General features: G+C 31.5%; 17 protein-coding genes. 1 reads left to right on the forward strand and 16 read right to left on the reverse strand.

The features are described from left to right. Nucleotides 1-11: 11 nt before the first annotated feature. From PBT89_RS07505 to PBT89_RS07530, 6 genes are all read right to left on the reverse strand, one after another. On the reverse strand, nucleotides 12-947 hold the full coding sequence (locus PBT89_RS07505; protein ID WP_270064097.1) for a hypothetical protein: 936 nt from the start codon (nucleotides 945-947) through the stop codon (nucleotides 12-14). An 856-nt stretch (nucleotides 948-1,803) separates the two neighbouring features. Next, on the reverse strand, nucleotides 1,804-2,289 hold the full coding sequence (locus PBT89_RS07510; protein ID WP_270064098.1) for a DUF1493 family protein: 486 nt from the start codon (nucleotides 2,287-2,289) through the stop codon (nucleotides 1,804-1,806). A 150-nt stretch (nucleotides 2,290-2,439) separates the two neighbouring features. Next, complete coding sequence (locus PBT89_RS07515; RefSeq protein ID WP_270064099.1) at nucleotides 2,440-2,841, reverse strand: hypothetical protein; 402 nt, start codon at nucleotides 2,839-2,841, stop codon at nucleotides 2,440-2,442. Next, nucleotides 2,816-3,133 carry a hypothetical protein gene (locus PBT89_RS07520; RefSeq protein ID WP_270064100.1) on the reverse strand — a complete coding sequence of 106 codons (318 nt, stop codon included), beginning with the start codon at nucleotides 3,131-3,133 and terminating at the stop codon, nucleotides 2,816-2,818. The genes PBT89_RS07515 and PBT89_RS07520 overlap by 26 nt, the downstream gene beginning before the upstream one ends. 193 nt (nucleotides 3,134-3,326) lie before the next feature. Next, complete coding sequence (locus PBT89_RS07525; RefSeq protein WP_270064101.1) at nucleotides 3,327-3,644, reverse strand: hypothetical protein; 318 nt, start codon at nucleotides 3,642-3,644, stop codon at nucleotides 3,327-3,329. 90 nt (nucleotides 3,645-3,734) lie between these two features. After that, entirely contained in the window at nucleotides 3,735-4,523 is a 789-nt protein-coding gene (locus tag PBT89_RS07530) for a hypothetical protein (protein WP_270064102.1), read from the reverse strand. 350 nt (nucleotides 4,524-4,873) lie between these two features. Between PBT89_RS07530 and PBT89_RS07535 the strand changes: the two genes are divergently transcribed. Further along, nucleotides 4,874-5,845 (forward strand): IS110 family transposase, encoded by a 972-nt coding sequence (locus PBT89_RS07535; protein WP_270064036.1) that lies wholly within the window; start codon nucleotides 4,874-4,876, stop codon nucleotides 5,843-5,845. Between the two features lie 99 nt (nucleotides 5,846-5,944). Here the strand turns inward: PBT89_RS07535 and PBT89_RS07540 are convergent, their stop codons facing one another. The 10 genes from PBT89_RS07540 to PBT89_RS07585 form a co-directional block, all read right to left on the reverse strand. Next, nucleotides 5,945-6,844: a hypothetical protein gene (locus PBT89_RS07540; RefSeq protein ID WP_270064103.1), complete on the reverse strand. Its 900-nt coding sequence runs from the start codon at nucleotides 6,842-6,844 to the stop codon at nucleotides 5,945-5,947. Nucleotides 6,845-7,055: 211 nt separating this feature from the next. Further along, complete coding sequence (locus PBT89_RS07545; RefSeq protein ID WP_270064104.1) at nucleotides 7,056-7,937, reverse strand: hypothetical protein; 882 nt, start codon at nucleotides 7,935-7,937, stop codon at nucleotides 7,056-7,058. A gap of 151 nt (nucleotides 7,938-8,088) precedes the next feature. Next, nucleotides 8,089-9,180, reverse strand: coding sequence for a serine hydrolase domain-containing protein (locus PBT89_RS07550; protein WP_270064105.1), 1,092 nt, complete (start codon nucleotides 9,178-9,180; stop codon nucleotides 8,089-8,091). Between the two features lie 24 nt (nucleotides 9,181-9,204). Further along, nucleotides 9,205-9,378, reverse strand: a complete 174-nt coding sequence (locus PBT89_RS07555) for a hypothetical protein (RefSeq protein ID WP_270064106.1) — start codon at nucleotides 9,376-9,378, stop codon at nucleotides 9,205-9,207. After that, nucleotides 9,356-10,291, reverse strand: coding sequence for a serine hydrolase domain-containing protein (locus PBT89_RS07560; RefSeq protein WP_270064107.1), 936 nt, complete (start codon nucleotides 10,289-10,291; stop codon nucleotides 9,356-9,358). The genes PBT89_RS07555 and PBT89_RS07560 overlap by 23 nt, the downstream gene beginning before the upstream one ends. 168 nt (nucleotides 10,292-10,459) lie before the next feature. After that, nucleotides 10,460-10,963 carry a hypothetical protein gene (locus PBT89_RS07565; RefSeq protein ID WP_270064108.1) on the reverse strand — a complete coding sequence of 168 codons (504 nt, stop codon included), beginning with the start codon at nucleotides 10,961-10,963 and terminating at the stop codon, nucleotides 10,460-10,462. Between the two features lie 278 nt (nucleotides 10,964-11,241). Further along, complete coding sequence (locus PBT89_RS07570) at nucleotides 11,242-11,898, reverse strand: hypothetical protein (RefSeq protein WP_270064109.1); 657 nt, start codon at nucleotides 11,896-11,898, stop codon at nucleotides 11,242-11,244. A 151-nt stretch (nucleotides 11,899-12,049) separates the two neighbouring features. Next, the gene (locus PBT89_RS07575) at nucleotides 12,050-12,307 is read right to left on the reverse strand and encodes a Txe/YoeB family addiction module toxin (RefSeq protein WP_125468737.1); all 258 of its coding nucleotides are present in this window, start codon (nucleotides 12,305-12,307) and stop codon (nucleotides 12,050-12,052) included. Nucleotide 12,308: 1 nt separating this feature from the next. After that, nucleotides 12,309-12,563, reverse strand: a complete 255-nt coding sequence (locus PBT89_RS07580) for a type II toxin-antitoxin system Phd/YefM family antitoxin (protein ID WP_125468736.1) — start codon at nucleotides 12,561-12,563, stop codon at nucleotides 12,309-12,311. 212 nt (nucleotides 12,564-12,775) lie between these two features. Further along, on the reverse strand, nucleotides 12,776-13,405 hold the full coding sequence (locus PBT89_RS07585; RefSeq protein ID WP_270064110.1) for a hypothetical protein: 630 nt from the start codon (nucleotides 13,403-13,405) through the stop codon (nucleotides 12,776-12,778). Nucleotides 13,406-13,605 lie beyond the last annotated feature (200 nt).

Here is a 13,605-nt window from a genome sequence, read left to right on the forward strand (position 1 = left end):
TAGCACCAGTTTTATCTTTTTATTCTATTTCTCTCATAAATTTTGAATTTCCAATTCTCTAAATCAATTCCTATTAAACCGATCCAAAATAAATCGGTATCGGGTTTGAATCCTTCATAGATATACGTTAATTCGTTTTCAGTTCCCAATGGAATACCAGTCAACGAGTAAACAGCCAAGTAATCGTTTATTATTGAATCTGTCAAATTGCCATTTTTGTATAAATATAAATAGTTTTCAGGTTTTGCGTATTTTCCAAAAGATAGAATAGAAATTGTATCGGATTTATATATCATAGAATTTCGCGAAAATATTTCATCGTAGTGCTGCTGAACACTTTTAAGCAACTTTTCTTTTTTGACTAAATCAGAATGCGGTTCAGGAACTTTAGTTAAATTTAAATAGTAACTTGAGTTGATTGATATAACCATTATTGAATCACCTAATTGATTCGGGGATTCATAGGTTGCAACATAAGAAGATTCCATTGAAGCGTCGTAGAACTCATAGTTTTTTCTATAAATCGTGTCTATTACGATTTGTTCTTTGTTAATTACAATAAGCTTATCAAGGCCGGCTGTAGAAAAATATTTTTGGGCAATATTCTCGGGTATTTCGACTCTTGATTCTAGTTCATTTTTAAAAACTGTCTTTCCAAAAGAGTTTTGAATTATGTTAGCAATTGAATCTGAATATTGATTTTCAAAACTCAGTGTGATGTAGTATTCATTACTATTATTGAATTTTATTAATACGTCTGCAAATAAAAAAGGTTCATTTTTTGGTTCAGTTACCTGAATTTGAAAAGAGTCCAAAGTAATCTTGTTTTTCAAAGATTTTTCTTTGATCGTTTTTTCGATTTCAGATTTTAAATCAGTCTTATTCGACTTTTTGCTGTTACAACTTAGAACTAAAATGAAAATTAAAAATACAGTCAGGTTTTTCATCAAATTGGTGCTAACGGCTCCGGTTATGATTTGTTGCGGAAAAGTCCGCTAGGACTTTTCGGTTACGGCTGTAATTTAGCAAATATTCCTGGAATTTTCGGTAGAAAATTCCGCCGCAATGAATTATAACCGATGTTACCCAATGTAGCGACACGCTTTGATTATTTTTTGTTCTAATCCTTTTTTAAAATGTTTTCAAATTTATCGAATATTAATTTAAGTGTAATTTGACTTTTTAAGTTTTCGGGAGTGGGAGATAAGGATTTGAGCATCAAAATTGATTATAGAATTCTCTAATTTAAAGTTTCTCAAGCGTTGCAATTAAATTTTAAGTTGAATTTTTCTAATTTAATTTTGAGAGCGATTGGTTCCACGTAATATTAGCTTTTTAAGTTTAAATTTTAATTGAAGTTATTTTAAAATTGGTTCTAGGTATTGCTTAAATCCCAAAAAGTACCGTCCAGATTTTACAATTTTTGTTTATATCTTTCTAATTACGCGTCCTCGATGTTGCTAATCCTTTTAAGTTAGAATTTTGATTCAAAGGATTTTGAGCGCGCGATTTTATTGCTTGATTATTTCTTAAGTTTCTAAAATAATTTACTCTCAATTTAACGAATTTTGATTCTAAATCTTCTTCGCTCAGTTTTGTCAGGAGCTATTTTGGGTAACGATTTTGTATATGGCTCGTAGCGTGCAAATTAAACAATTATTTTCGGATGAAGCACGAGCCGAATTTTTAAATTTTTCTTATTACCTTTTTACTTAATAAGCTAAATTTAAAAATTTGGCGGACTCACAAATACACCTTAATTTCGGTTAATCAACTGACTAGATATGAGTTGTATACGTTGTTCTACGCAGTTTTTATTTCGTAATGTATTGTTTTTCGTTCGGTAAATTCCTTTTTCGCAATCGTTGAAATCAAATCTCCAATTGTAATATCTTTTTTCGGTTTCAAATCCTTAATTGGCAGTTTATTTTTTTTTATTTTTCCGCTTAGTTTATTATCTAAAGACCATATTATAATTCGTAATAGAATTTTAATCAGATTATAAGGTACTACGATTGGCAAATAAATTAAATACTTCGGATTTGCAACTTCCCATTCAGATGTTAGATACTCAGAATATTCTAGATTTTCAAAGTCCACGTTAAACTCCTTTGAGAAATCTAATAGGAATTGTTCGTTATCCATTCCGTAAAATCCTAAATCCTCTTCTATTCGCGTTTTGCTATTCGGTTTTTTATACCAAGAAGCTCGCTTTTCCGTAAATAAAATTACCGCCGAGTAAATTCGCCTTAATTCCGAGAATGTGATATTTAATTTTTCGGTCGTCATTTTTTTTAAATTGCGTAGAACGGTTTGTGTATGGCTCGTTGCGGAAAATCAGCTATGATTTTCCGCCGTAACCGAAAGATAGCAAATTGCAATGAATTCCGATTAGGAATTCAGCCGCAATGAGCTATACACGGTGTTGTACTGCGTTTTTTATTCAGTTTTGTAATATTCGTCATAATGATGTTTAAATTCAGATTGCATTAAGTCAGATGTTATTCCACCAAATTGTATTTCAAATCCGTCGCTGTCCATTCCAATAAAATATGCTCCCCAACCTTTCAATTCAGTTTGCTTGTTGTCGAAAACTTTTAATTCGGGAATTATCATTGTATTGATGAACTTGTCTTCTGGATAATCATCATTAATTGCAATTCCATTTTTTAAGCAATGTTCTTTAATCAACTCGTAAGGTGAGCTAATATTTTCAAATTTGACTTTGCCAAAGACAACTCCCATTGGTGTATCCGCAAACTCAAAATCAGTCGTTCCTATTTTACTCCGTTTAATTTTACGTCGTAAGTCTTTTTCACTCGATACAAACTTGAATTTCATTGGTTGGTAGAAAATTTTGGAAAAAACCTAATGTAATAAGGTTTGATTTTTTGACTTTTAAGTCCGATGGATTTAAAAATTCAATTTCGTATATTGCTCTTCTAGGAATGTCAATTGAAGATATCTTTTTTGCTCTTTTTCCAAAAGCAAAGGATTGAATTTTCCAAAACGTTTCTTTTGGTTTTATTATAATTTCTCCATTTACTTCTCGTAGAACTACTGAAAAGTTATTTGTAATTACTTTCCAGCCACCCAAAACTTTTAGACTGTAGATTCCAACAGGTAATTCCAATTGTTGTTTTTGTCTAAAATGTTAATTGGTTTTCTCATTTCCTAAATGCAGTACAACGGTCTCGGTTATCGCCAGTTGGCGGAGTGCGGGACGCGTATTTGTCGGCTTGGTATTGATTTTTTGGTCAAGTTAATTATTTTCTTTCTAACGGTGCTGCCTATTGGCGATTAACCGTTGTTGTGCCCAGTATTTCTCACCAATCCATATTTATTTGATTCTCTAAATCTCTTATTGTTTCGTCAATATAACATTTTGTTGATTTTTCTGTTCTCATTCTTCTTCTATATTCTGCTGAGGATTTCTTGTCAAATCCAACTGGTAAATCACGTTTTATATATTCCATCCCGAATCTTGTATGTGTTCTTTCTAAAAAGGAATCGAATTCATCAAACGTTCTAATTATTTTTGATAAAGGAACAATTGGCGGATTTGAATATCCATTGCTGAACTTATATTGGGATTTAATCAAAGTGTATGGAATTGAACCTAGCCCATCAATTTGTACATACAAAGAATTTCCTTCTTTTAGAAAATGGCCGTGAGCAATCGGATTTCTGACTTGTTCTTTAATTTGGTCTAATAAATTAAGAAAATCAGTTGTTTATTGATCAGAAGGATGATTGATGACAATTTTCAATTTATCTTTCCAGGTTTTTCTCATAAAACTCTCAATATCTATCTTCTTGATATTTATATGAGATATGAATGGAAGTAATAAAACAGAAACATGTTCTAATAGGCTGAAATAAGCGTCAACCATAGAAAAAATATAGTAAATTTTAGCAGATTTTAACCGTTGTATCCTTTTATAATTTTCTAAGAAAGTGTCTTTATCTTGGTGTTTTTTCGGATTAAAATTCTCAATAGAATTGTGTAATTTCTTTTGATCTGTTTCATTAATTTCAAAGAACTTTTCCTTAAAGAAAATGTATCTATTTCTTATTTCTTGATATTGACTTTCAATTGTAATTTTTCCTTCGGAAACTCTACATTGAATGAGATTACTTAACTGCGGTTCAGCGTGAGGAATAGCTTTTGAAATTTTTTCAATTGCCTCAATTGCAAGTTTTTTATAATTCTTTTTGGGAGTTTGGGTAGTCATGTCAAAACCAAATTTACGGTGAGCTAAAACGAACGGAAAACCTTTATATAAAATAGGGATTTCCCATTTTACTTTTTCAAATAATGGAAGTATTGGATATTTCAGAATTTCAACGAAAATTAAATATACCATGAATGGAAATTGAATTTTCAATTTTTCGGGAATCTCGACTGGATATCTTGTTAATGTATGGCCACCATGGTAATTTTCTACCAAGATATCTTTGTAATTTATGTTTGGTTTAAAATCCTTTAATAGATAGTCAAAACTCTGTTTTGAATTATTCATTTATCTGAAATATTGGGCACAACTGTCTCGTATAACCGTCAGTTACGGGTTAATATATATTAATTTTCGGTTTAGCACTGACTTTAGCAATTCCGAGTGGATTCGGACGTAGTCGAATCCGCCGTAATTGCGGTTATACATCTTAAGTTTGATTCTCATTAATTTTATAGTATAAATCAGAAAGAACAAAGAGAGGATTAAGGTTAAGATATACGTGGAAGCGTTAGACTTCGTCAACAATGATAATCCCCTCTCTTTAACTACTTCAAACACGTTCAGTTCTATGAGGCCAGACCTCGTTTTCAAGTTGTTGTGCAAAAGGTAGTATGCTCTTTCATAAATCAGTTCTTATGAATAAATATAAAGAAACTTTTGGAGTTGACATCAGTAAGGATGTCTTTGATGTTAATGGTAGTGTTTGTGGTTATTCTCAATTTAAGAATGACACTTCCGGCTTTAATTTATTTCTAAAGTCATTATCTCAAGATAGTCTTGTAGTGATGGAAGCCACAGGTTATTACCACTATCGACTTGCACAGTTTCTTTACAAAAGCAGTATACCGGTATCGGTAGTAAACCCTTTGTCAGTCAAGCGTTTTCTCCAGATGAAACTGGCCAAAGTAAAGACAGATAAAAGCGATGCCAAGGCTATCTGTCATTATGGGTTGTCCATTGAAGTTCCACTGTATAATTCTCTTACAGAGGTACAGGCAGAATGCTTGCAACTCTTCAGACTTATGGATAGTTATCTTAAGAAGCGTACGGCTACCAAGAATAAACTTCACGGAGAAGAATCATTGGGTATTCCCTCTAAATATGTTTATAGGTCTTTACAGCGAGATCTCAAGCATTTAAACAAAGAGGTCAAGGGTATTGAAGAGCGTCTACTTGCGCTTGTCAAACAGGAGCAGCAACAGCAACTGAGTTTACTTACCAGTATCCCTGGAATAGGAATCAAGACTGCTTTATTTTTAGTAGTGATTACCGATGGCTTCACTAAGTTTGAGAAGGCATCAGAACTCTGTAGTTATGTAGGAATTACCCCAACGATCCGTGAATCAGGGAGTAGTGTAAGAGGCAAAAGCAGGATTAGTAAAGTAGGTAACCAGAAGCTCCGGAATCTTCTGTTTTTGTGTGCCTTCAATGCTTGCAAGCACAATAGGGCGTGTAAGGCTCTTTATGATCGTATTGTAGCCAAGGGCAAGAGCAAGAAACTTGCTTTGATCGCCGTGGCCAATAAGCTTTTAAAACAAGCCTTTGCTATTGCTAAATCAGGTTTACCCTACGATGAAAACCATGTGTCTGTTTTAGCAAAAGTATAGGTCAAGAAAAAACAAAAAATGAAACAGTTAAGATCTGATGATACAGGTTTTAGCGTGGATCATTTATGTCTCAAATTTAATGTAGAAAAAACTTGGTTTTTACCTCAGTTCTTTGTTGTGCAACGTAATTTTATTTTCATAGGTCGTTTTTCCATTCCCGTCTTTGACGATATTCCGTTCTAAAAAACCTTTTTTTGAATAGAATTTTTCCGTTATTTTTTCAAGTTTTCCATTTGAAAACCAATATATTTTTTTGCATTTCAAAGTGGTTTTGTTGAAATACTCTATTTCGGTTATAGTCTTTCTGTCAAATTCTTTTGAAGCAAATGTTTTATAACTATTTACTATTCTTTTAGGATTTTTAAATTTTCCAATTTCAATTTCATACTCTGATTTTAAAACATTGTTTTTATCATATTTCTTTAATTCTACAAATCCAATTCTATCGTAAATGTAAATTACAGAATCTCGTTCTCTCTGATTTGTTTCATAACTTTTTGAGTAGGATAATCTGTTTTTTTGATAGAACAAACTATCTATTGCTGAGCCAAAATCATAAATGTCAGCTGAAGTTATAAGTCGGTCTTTTTTGTCGTAAAAAAACTTCGTTGTGTCAATTGTAGAATCTTCACCCCATTTCCATATTTCTACAGTTTGTAAATTCCTTTTGTTGTAGTGAAAAATGGCTGTATCACTTTTTTCTTTAACGTAGCTATGAACTTCTATTTCTGTCCACTTATCCGGATAAGTCGATTCTATTGTTTCAATTGTGTCTCCTTGTCTATTCAGTTCATATTGGACTTTATGTCTACCTTTTTGATCATAAATCTCAATTAAAGAGGTAAAAGGTATTTGGTTCGTTGAGTCGATTAAGACAGTTGTTTTCAGGTAGTAATTTTTCAGATTCGGTTTTTCTCTTTTCATATCTGAATCATAGAATTCTTGAGAATATCCAAAGGTTGAAACTAAAATTAGTATGTAGAAAAAAGTTTGTCTCATTATGTTGCACAACGTGTTTGTATATGACAAGTAGCGGACAAATACACGAGTAACTTTCCGCCAAGCACAAGCCAAATCTTTTGTATTTTGTTTTTATCTTATTTTTCAAAAAGCCAAATTTAAAGATTTGGCGATCTTACCAAATATACTAAAATTTTCGGTTTAAAATAGACACAGCTATTTGTTATATACGATGTTAGCAGAAGACTTTCTATCTTAAATAATAATTGTTAAAACTACCTGAATAAAACCCAGCTTCTCTTTCAAAAAAATTATCGTAATAAAAATATGCATTATTATTTTCAATAATATTTAAGGTTTTTTCTGGTATATAGCGAAAGTCATAATGAATATAATTGTTTATAGAGTTTAAAAAATCACTTTTTGCATTTAGGTGATTTATAGGTTTGTTCAAAAAAGTTTCTAGTTGGGAAAAATCATTAGACTGATAGAGATGAATTATTTCGTGAGAAATTACTTCGAAATCATTTTTATATGGAGTATAAAGAACTATATTACCAGGAAATGCTCTACCTATTGAATTTGTTTCGGGAAATCTACTTGTGTTACTAGAAAATATAAATTCTCCTGTTTTTAATGTTTTTTCCAATTCAAATTTAGTTTGAACCGAAATCCCTATTGTATGAACTAATGCTATCGGCATAACTTTATAATTAACCTTAAAATTATCTTTTGTTTCAAATTCTATTCTATTGAAGCCAATATTGATATGCCATTTTTCCCAAAAATTTTTGTTTAATGCAGCATTCTCTTTTATTGATACTCCACCAGCATTTACAACTTTAGCAGCCCAAAAGATTTCCCAAGATTTATTTTCCATTGCTGTTCTAATTAATCGTTTACTTTCAAAAGTTATGTAACCGCCCAATGCACCCTGATAAAAACCTTTAAAAAAAGTTTTGCCAAATTGTTGTTTAGGTTCTTTATTTATAATTGCACCAACAGTACCGATTACAGCACCTATACTAATATTGTAAAAAAATTCTTTTGAATTTGAAGTGTTTTTTGGTTGTGAGAAACTGAAGTTACAAAAAAATAAAACTGTCAAAATTAAATTTATTCTAGATTTCATTATTTTCAGTTTTCTGCTAACGGTCTCGGCTATCGCAAGTTGCGGGAGTTTGGACGCGGAGTTGTCGGCTTAATTGTTTTCTTTCATGGTTTCTAAAATTACACTTTTTCGGCAATACCCGTTATTTGCGATGAGCCATTGTTGTACCAAGTTATTTTACCTCTAATTTTCTTGAAATCTTAGATTTAAAAAAATCAGAAACATCTTGTTGACCGTCATTATCAAAGTTGGATAAAATGATTACAGTATAATTTGAATCTTTAAAATCCATCCATTCACACCTTATACCATACCAGCCACCACTATGTCCGATAATTGTTTCTTCATATCTTTGATCAATATCAATTCCATATCCTAAATGTGTATTATAACCTTTAACTTTAGGCTCAAGCATTAGTTCAGTAGTTTCCTTATTTAGTAATTTAAATTCTTTTAAAGCTTTGGAGAATTTAAAAAGATCTTCGGCTGTTGAATAATAACCTGATGCTCCTGAAGCTTTCGATATTAAGTAATCATTTTTAGCTATAGACTTATCTTCACGTAAATAAATAGAATAACCATCTGCGGTGTTATAGTTTACACCATCTATTTCTAATGCTTTTGTTTGATCCATCCCCAAAGGATCAAAAATGTTCTTTTTTAGGTAATCATAATAATTTTCTCCCGTTACGTTTTGAATGATTAATCCTAATAAAACAAAACCTCCACCATTATATTCATATTTACTTCCTGGGGGAAAGTTTAAAGAATCATTAGCAAATAGAGGTAAGTAATCTTCAAGTTCTCTGTATCTGTTTTTATTTGACTTTTGGTATTCTTCCCCATAGATTGCTTTTGTTCCAGCTGTATGGGTAAGTAATTGGTTAATTGTAACCGAATCTAGAACCCGTTGGTTTGGATAGTTTTCTATATAATTCCCAATTGGTTTATTTAAATCAACTTTTCCTTGTTCATAGAGTTTGAGAATTCCAACAGCTGTAAACGATTTAGTAATGGAAGCTATATGAAACTTAGTGTTTTTATCAATTTTGGTCTTATTTTCGATATTGGAGTATCCGTATGTTCTTTCTTGGATGATACTATCATTCTTTCCTACTAAGATTATTCCTGAAAATATTTCTGGCTTTAATGTGTCTAAAAATGAAACAATTTCCGAATCAAGATTATGATTATTCTGGGAATAGGAATTAGGTAATATGAGTATTAAGCTAAGGGTAAAAAAGATTATTCTAAAGTGTAGCATATTTAAAGCTTGAAGTTTATTTTTCTAAATATTTCCTGCCAGTAGGGATTTAAAGAAATCAGATACCATTGCTTTACCTGAATCCATATTTGAATCTACGTTGGATAGAATAGTTATGGTATAATCTGATTTTGGAAGATAAATTATCTCACCACTTATCCCATACCAGCCTCCACTATGGCCAAGGATTTTTTTCATTATATCTTTGATCTACATCAATCCCATATCCTAAATGAGTATTGTAACCTTTGACCCTAGGTTTGATCATTAAGTCTAATGTTTTCTGGTTAATCAATTTATTATCGAAAAGAGCTTGGTTGAAATTAAAAAGGTCTTCAACTGTAGAATAATGAAATCCTCCTGGAGAAGCTTTTGACAAGTAGAAAACATTATTCTTTAATGGTTTAGTTGTGTCACCTGCAAAAGTGTATCCATCGGCTTTATTCTCAATGATAGCATCAACATCATAGGCCGCAGTATTTGGCATTTTTGCTTTTTGGAATATATTTTTTTCTAAGTAATCATAATAACTTGACCCTGTTACTTTTTCTATAATTAAACCAAGTAATACATAGCCTGCGGCGTCATAATTATATTCTTCTCCTGGTTCTGAGAGCAATGTATCATTCTCAAAAAGTGGTAAAAAGTCCTTAACTTCTTTAAAGTCAAACTTACATCTATCTAAAAAGTTGGTTACATAAAAGTTAGGTAGTCCGGCTGTATGAGTTAATAATTGAGAAATAGTTGCCGACTCTTTAATTTTCTTATTGGGATAATTTTCTAAATACAGGCCTATTGGTTTATTTAAATCAATTTTTTCTTCTTCGAATAATTGTAGTATAGCAACTGCCGTAAATGTTTTGGTAATTGAAGCAATGTTGAATTTAGTGTCAATTTCATTTTCAACATTTAACTCTTTACTAGCAAGCCCATAAGCTCTCTTTTGAATTATATTATCATTTTTGGCTACCAGTATAGTTCCTGAAAACTCATCAGCTGTTAATTCATTTAGAAATGAGTCTATTTTTTCTTCTACTGAATTACTTTGAGCATAGTTATTTGAAGTTAAAAGTAAAATTGAAAGAAGAGTTATGAATTTTGGAGCTTGCATAGGAGAATTTTCTTTAAAATAATTTGGTACAACGGTTTTGTATAAGCGTCAGTAACGGGAAAATGCGCGAGTATTTTCCGCTAACGCACTAAAGATAGCAAAATGGGAGGAATTTCCGATTAGGAAATTCAGCCGTTATTGCGCTTATACGTTGTTACCCAACGTTTTTTATTCATATCCGTGTTTCTTTTTCCAGTCAGAAATGTCAATCTTATCAATTTCCTCAAGTCTTTTCTTTTCCGATTGTTGGAAAGACAAATTTACATAGAAAAACCAGGCGATAAAACTTAATCCAAATATTATAATTCGTTGCTTAAATTTTAAATAATAGTTTTCTCCTCTTAACGTAAATAATGTATGAGAGTTAAATAAATATGGTTTAATAAATAAAATCGGTCCGAATAAAAAGAGTACAACCATTTGGCATTTTCCATAACTCTCGGTTTTGTTTCTTTCTAATCTCTCCGCTTCTTTTTTGAGGTATTCTTCGGCTTCTTTATTCCACTTTTCTATTACTTCATTCTGTTGTTCTTGTGATATATTTCTTTTTATCAATTCTTTTTTGGCTTGCAACGTTGCTTCACGCTGCCAAATATCCTCGTCCGAACAATTTGCTATTTCAATTAATTCTTCGGTTTCTCTGTCCGACATTGGAGGCTTAAATTCGGTCATTTGTTTTTTAATACTGACTAACGTCAAATTAGTTGTTGATTATTAGGTATTTATATTTTTTTAATTTTTTCATTCCGATCAACTTTTTTATCCTATTATTTTGTCGTTAGCTCAAGAAATTAACAGGCTTTTCTTGTGTAGGGAATGTTGGGTAACGTGTTTGTGTATGATTAGTTGCATGGTTAGGCAACTAAGTTAGCAAACATTTACGAACCCGTTAAAATTCCGCAGGAATTTTCGCAAGCAGGCTAGAACTAAGCAATTAATTATACACGGTGTTACCTGCTGGCTTTTATTTTTTCAAATTCGTTTTTCAATTCTACTTTATATTTCTCAACTTCTTTTGTCGAATATCCGCAACAAAATCCGTCTTGTATTTTCCAAGTTCTGAATTTATAAACTTGACCATTAGATTCAAATTCAGATTCCGCCATTTGAGTAAATCCTTTTTCGGTTTCGTCAGAGTTTAAATATATTCCAGAACCCATTTTCATACCAGTTTCACGTAGATTTTCATTATAGTCAGAAGACGTTAACAAAATTCCGCTTATTGGGATTTCTATACTTTTGTTCCAAGTCAAAGCTGATATTGACAAATCTTTTGAGTTTTCAACTCCATAAATTATGGTCACATAACCTTTGTCAAATTCGGTTGGTATAATGAGTGTTTTTGTCCGATTAAACTTATAGCCGTAAAGCGTAATTACTAATAGCACTAAAGCTAATTCAGTCAGAAATATCTTTTTGTAATTCTTAAGACATTTTTTTAATCCAAAGTCAATTCCAACAAGTAAAATTCCAATTACAATTAGAGCAATAACGGCAAATAATCCCCAACCTAAATTTCTTTCCTTAATTACAATGAATATCGCATAAATTATAGACGATAATGCTAAAATCAGAAATGGCGTTATTTTTTTCAGCGTGTTGTTCATTCAGCTTGCAGGTAACGGGCTTGAGTATGGCCAGTTGCGATTAGGTTTGCAAGGTTTTCTCAGCTTAAAATAAATTATAGCTAAAAACATTGAATATCGAATAAGTATTCAGCCGCAATTGGCTATACGCATTGTTGGCAGCTGTACTTTTCTAGTCATAATGAAATCTGCATTTTGCAATTAAAATTTCCCCCTCTTTATATTGATAAATCAATCTATGTTCACTGTCAATTCTTCTTGACCAAAATCCAGCGTATTTATGTTTTAAAGGTTCTGGTTTTCCAATTCCATCAAATGGATTTCTTGATATATCCTTTAAAAGTTCGTTTATTTTTTTGAGTTTTTTCTTATCTGTTTTTTGCCAATATAAATAATCTTCCCAAGATTCGTCAACAAATGTATATTTCATATTAGTCTTCGATTAAGTCTCTTGAAAATGATTTACCATTTTTTAGTTTGTCAATAGCAGAATCTAAACGTAATTCATTTTTTCGGGAAGATAATTCGTGATTGGTAGCCATTAGAGAATTGTATTCTTCTAGAGACATAACAACAATTCCAGAATCTTTTCCGCGGTTAATTATTAAGGTTTCAAAGTTTTTGATAACTCTGTCCAGGTATGTTTTGATATCTTTTCTAAAGTCAGAAACAGTTGTGATTTGCATAATTCAATACTTATTTAAGTACAAATATATGTACAAAATATGAATTTCACAATTTTTTCCGTATTGCTGCCAACGGGTTTGTGTAAGATTAGTTGCGTAGTTTAAGCACCTAATTTAGCAAATACAAACCGAATAGAAAATCCTCGAGGATTTTCGTAAGTAGGCTTGTACCAAGCAATTAATTTTACACGGTGTTGGCACACGTATTTTTTTCATTTTCCAGTTCTATAGTCGGTATTTGAATAGTCAAAATCGGAAAAGTCTTTAAAAAGTAAAATCCGTTTTTCTTTAGTCAAATAGTCTTTTATTATTTCATAATCTCCTTTTGGAAAACTAATTCGGTCGCCTTTTGTCAAATAAGTGTCGCCACCAAATTCGCACTCACATAATTTTCCTCGAATTGATGTTGCGTAAACGGTTACCTTTTCTTTGTAGCCATTTTTCCATTCTTTCTTGATTACTTGTATTTTCTCTCTGTTTTTCTTAACTAATTCACGTAGTTCAGTCAGATATTCACTATGGTTTTCTGGAAAATTAAATTCCGTTGCCGTTGCCGTTGTCATTGTGTATGGGTAAGAAACATTTCCTAAACAACAAGATTCTAATTGTTCACTTCCGTAAAATTCGTGTAAAAAAAGAGAATAAATTTTCGGTTCTTTATATTCGTCCACTTTTTCATATTTTTTTAATTCCGCAACCCAATAGTAAATAAAAGTTCCGTGAGAATCTTTATTTCTGTCCATTTCAAAAGTCAGAATCACGAATTCTTTTTCAGTCAGATTTTGAGTAAATCCGCTAAATGAAATTAGTAGTAGAAATATTAAAATTACCTTATTTTTCAATTTTAAAAAGTGTTTTTTATATGTGTGCCAACGGCTCCGGTTATGATTTGTTGCGGAAAAGTCCGCTAGGACTTTTCGGTTACGGCTGAAATTTAGCAAATATTCCTGGAATTTTCGGCAGAAAATTCCGCCGCAATGAATTATAACCGATGTTACCCAATGTAGCGATACGCTTTGATTTGTTTTTTGTTCTTATCCTT

Source organism: Zunongwangia sp. HRR-M8 (assembly GCF_027594405.1).
In the GTDB taxonomy this organism is placed as follows: domain Bacteria; phylum Bacteroidota; class Bacteroidia; order Flavobacteriales; family Flavobacteriaceae; genus Zunongwangia.

Coding starts and splice junctions, on each gene's coding strand:
- PBT89_RS07505 (WP_270064097.1), bottom strand. CDS start 947: ATGAAAAACCTGACTGTATTTTTAATTTTCATTTTAGTTCTAAGTTGT.
- PBT89_RS07510 (WP_270064098.1), bottom strand. CDS start 2,289: ATGACGACCGAAAAATTAAATATCACATTCTCGGAATTAAGGCGAATT.
- PBT89_RS07515 (WP_270064099.1), bottom strand. CDS start 2,841: ATGAAATTCAAGTTTGTATCGAGTGAAAAAGACTTACGACGTAAAATT.
- PBT89_RS07530 (WP_270064102.1), bottom strand. CDS start 4,523: ATGAATAATTCAAAACAGAGTTTTGACTATCTATTAAAGGATTTTAAA.
- PBT89_RS07535 (WP_270064036.1), top strand. CDS start 4,874: ATGAATAAATATAAAGAAACTTTTGGAGTTGACATCAGTAAGGATGTC.
- PBT89_RS07540 (WP_270064103.1), bottom strand. CDS start 6,844: ATGAGACAAACTTTTTTCTACATACTAATTTTAGTTTCAACCTTTGGA.
- PBT89_RS07545 (WP_270064104.1), bottom strand. CDS start 7,937: ATGAAATCTAGAATAAATTTAATTTTGACAGTTTTATTTTTTTGTAAC.
- PBT89_RS07550 (WP_270064105.1), bottom strand. CDS start 9,180: ATGCTACACTTTAGAATAATCTTTTTTACCCTTAGCTTAATACTCATA.
- PBT89_RS07555 (WP_270064106.1), bottom strand. CDS start 9,378: ATGAAAAAAATCCTTGGCCATAGTGGAGGCTGGTATGGGATAAGTGGT.
- PBT89_RS07560 (WP_270064107.1), bottom strand. CDS start 10,291: ATGCAAGCTCCAAAATTCATAACTCTTCTTTCAATTTTACTTTTAACT.
- PBT89_RS07565 (WP_270064108.1), bottom strand. CDS start 10,963: ATGACCGAATTTAAGCCTCCAATGTCGGACAGAGAAACCGAAGAATTA.
- PBT89_RS07570 (WP_270064109.1), bottom strand. CDS start 11,898: ATGAACAACACGCTGAAAAAAATAACGCCATTTCTGATTTTAGCATTA.
- PBT89_RS07575 (WP_125468737.1), bottom strand. CDS start 12,307: ATGAAATATACATTTGTTGACGAATCTTGGGAAGATTATTTATATTGG.
- PBT89_RS07580 (WP_125468736.1), bottom strand. CDS start 12,563: ATGCAAATCACAACTGTTTCTGACTTTAGAAAAGATATCAAAACATAC.